Annotated in this window: 2 tRNA genes and 1 rRNA gene; all 3 read right to left on the reverse strand. The window is 51.6% G+C overall.

The annotated features are described in order from the left end of the window. Positions 1-19: 19 nt before the first annotated feature. The 3 genes from ACNFH5_RS30520 to ACNFH5_RS30530 all read right to left on the reverse strand — a co-directional run bounded on the left by ACNFH5_RS30520 (position 20) and on the right by ACNFH5_RS30530 (position 3,320). Positions 20-2,911: ribosomal RNA gene (locus ACNFH5_RS30520) — 23S ribosomal RNA — on the reverse strand. 229 nt (positions 2,912-3,140) lie between these two features. Further along, a tRNA-Ala gene (locus ACNFH5_RS30525) sits at positions 3,141-3,216 on the reverse strand. Positions 3,217-3,243: 27 nt separating this feature from the next. Continuing rightward, positions 3,244-3,320: transfer RNA gene (locus ACNFH5_RS30530), tRNA-Ile, on the reverse strand. Positions 3,321-3,326: the final 6 nt, after the last annotated feature.

Genomic DNA, 3,326 nt, shown 5'->3' on the forward strand with positions numbered 1-3,326 from the left:
CAAATTGTTTGGGTGTTATATGGTCAAGCCTCACGGGCAATTAGTATCGGTTAGCTCAACGCCTCACAGCGCTTACACACCCGACCTATCAACGTCGTAGTCTTCGACGGCCCTTTAGGGGAATCAAGTTCCCAGTGAGATCTCATCTTGAGGCTAGTTTCCCGCTTAGATGCTTTCAGCGGTTATCTATTCCGAACATAGCTACCCGGCAATGCCACTGGCGTGACAACCGGAACACCAGAGGTTCGTCCACTCCGGTCCTCTCGTACTAGGAGCAGCCCCTCTCAAATCTCAAACGTCCACGGCAGATAGGGACCGAACTGTCTCACGACGTTCTAAACCCAGCTCGCGTACCACTTTAAATGGCGAACAGCCATACCCTTGGGACCGGCTTCAGCCCCAGGATGTGATGAGCCGACATCGAGGTGCCAAACACCGCCGTCGATATGAACTCTTGGGCGGTATCAGCCTGTTATCCCCGGAGTACCTTTTATCCGTTGAGCGATGGCCCTTCCATACAGAACCACCGGATCACTAAGACCTACTTTCGTACCTGCTCGACGTGTCTGTCTCGCAGTCAAGCGCGCTTTTGCCTTTATACTCTACGACCGATTTCCGACCGGTCTGAGCGCACCTTCGTACTCCTCCGTTACTCTTTAGGAGGAGACCGCCCCAGTCAAACTGCCCACCATACACTGTCCTCGATCCGGATAACGGACCAGAGTTAGAACCTCAAGCATGCCAGGGTGGTATTTCAAGGATGGCTCCACGCAGACTGGCGTCCACGCTTCAAAGCCTCCCACCTATCCTACACAAGCAGGCTCAAAGTCCAGTGCAAAGCTACAGTAAAGGTTCACGGGGTCTTTCCGTCTAGCCGCGGATACACTGCATCTTCACAGCGATTTCAATTTCACTGAGTCTCGGGTGGAGACAGCGCCGCCATCGTTACGCCATTCGTGCAGGTCGGAACTTACCCGACAAGGAATTTCGCTACCTTAGGACCGTTATAGTTACGGCCGCCGTTTACCGGGGCTTCGATCAAGAGCTTCGCTTTCGCTAACCCCATCAATTAACCTTCCGGCACCGGGCAGGCGTCACACCCTATACGTCCACTTTCGTGTTTGCAGAGTGCTGTGTTTTTAATAAACAGTCGCAGCGGCCTGGTATCTTCGACCGGCATGGGCTTACGCAGTAAATGCTTCACCCTCGCCGGCGCACCTTCTCCCGAAGTTACGGTGCCATTTTGCCTAGTTCCTTCACCCGAGTTCTCTCAAGCGCCTTGGTATTCTCTACCCAACCACCTGTGTCGGTTTGGGGTACGGTTCCTAGTTACCTGAAGCTTAGAAGCTTTTCCTGGAAGCATGGCATCAACCACTTCATCATCTGAAAGATGACTCGTCATCAGCTCTCGGCATTAAGACCCCGGATTTACCTAAGATCTCTGCCTACCACCTTAAACTTGGACAACCAACGCCAAGCTGGCCTAGCCTTCTCCGTCCCTCCATCGCAGTAACTAGAAGTACAGGAATATTAACCTGTTTCCCATCGACTACGCTCTTCAGCCTCGCCTTAGGGACCGACTAACCCTGCGTCGATTAACGTTGCGCAGGAACCCTTGGTCTTTCGGCGTGGGAGTTTTTCACTCCCATTGTCGTTACTCATGTCAGCATTCGCACTTCTGATACCTCCAGCAAGCTTCTCAACTCACCTTCACAGGCTTACAGAACGCTCCTCTACCGCGCATCTTGCGATGCACCCGTAGCTTCGGTGTATGGTTTGAGCCCCGTTACATCTTCCGCGCAGGCCGACTCGACTAGTGAGCTATTACGCTTTCTTTAAAGGGTGGCTGCTTCTAAGCCAACCTCCTAGCTGTCTAAGCCTTCCCACATCGTTTACCACTTAACCATAACTTTGGGACCTTAGCTGACGGTCTGGGTTGTTTCCCTTTTCACGACGGACGTTAGCACCCGCCGTGTGTCTCCCACGCTGACACTTCCAGGTATTCGGAGTTTGCATCGGTTTGGTAAGTCGGGATGACCCCCTAGCCGAAACAGTGCTCTACCCCCTGGAGTGATACGTGAGGCGCTACCTAAATAGCTTTCGAGGAGAACCAGCTATCTCCGAGCTTGATTAGCCTTTCACTCCGATCCACAAGTCATCCCCTACCTTTTCAACGGGAGTGGGTTCGGTCCTCCAGTCAGTGTTACCTAACCTTCAACCTGCTCATGGATAGATCGCCCGGTTTCGGGTCTATACCCAGCGACTAAAACGCCCTATTAAGACTCGCTTTCGCTACGCCTTCCCTATACGGTTAAGCTCGCCACTGAATATAAGTCGCTGACCCATTATACAAAAGGTACGCAGTCACCTAACAAAGTAGGCTCCCACTGCTTGTACGCATACGGTTTCAGGTTCTATTTCACTCCCCTCTCCGGGGTTCTTTTCGCCTTTCCCTCACGGTACTGGTTCACTATCGGTCAGTCAGTAGTATTTAGCCTTGGAGGATGGTCCCCCCATATTCAGACAAAGTTTCTCGTGCTCCGTCCTACTCGATTTCACTTCAAAGAACCTTTCACATACGGGGCTATCACCCACTATGGCCGCACTTTCCAGAGCGTTCTGTTAGATTCAAAGAAGCTTAAGGGCTAATCCCCGTTCGCTCGCCACTACTAAGGGAATCTCGGTTGATTTCTTTTCCTCAGGGTACTTAGATGTTTCAGTTCCCCTGGTTCGCCTCTTACACCTATGTATTCAGTGCAAGATACCCAGGTTATCCCGGGTGGGTTTCCCCATTCAGAGATCTCCGGATCAAAGTCTGTTTGCCGACTCCCCGAAGCTTATCGCAGGCTACCACGTCTTTCATCGCCTCTGACTGCCAAGGCATCCACCGTATGCGCTTCTTCACTTGACCATATAACCCCAAGCAATCTGGTTATTGTCTCGAACGTGAAGACGACATTCGCCGAAAATTCGCGCTTGAACTCGCAAATTTTACCTTGACTTGAATAATCACCAGTGAAAGAGATTATTCAGTCTACTTCTATCACATACCCAAATTTTTAAAGAACAGTTCTGGCACAAAGACCAGACATCAATGTTCGTTCAACCTGAACATTCATGTCTGAGCTTTCGACGATTAATGGTGGAGCCAAGGAGGATCGAACTCCTGACCTCCTGCGTGCAAAGCAGGCGCTCTCCCAGCTGAGCTATGGCCCCATCGGATCAGCAGCACACCACAACAATTGGTGGGTCTGGGCAGATTCGAACTGCCGACCTCACCCTTATCAGGGGTGCGCTCTAACCAACTGAGCTACAGACCCAATCGT

This window comes from Pseudomonas sp. NY15435 (genome assembly GCF_048068295.1).
In the GTDB taxonomy this organism is placed as follows: Bacteria; Pseudomonadota; Gammaproteobacteria; order Pseudomonadales; family Pseudomonadaceae; genus Pseudomonas.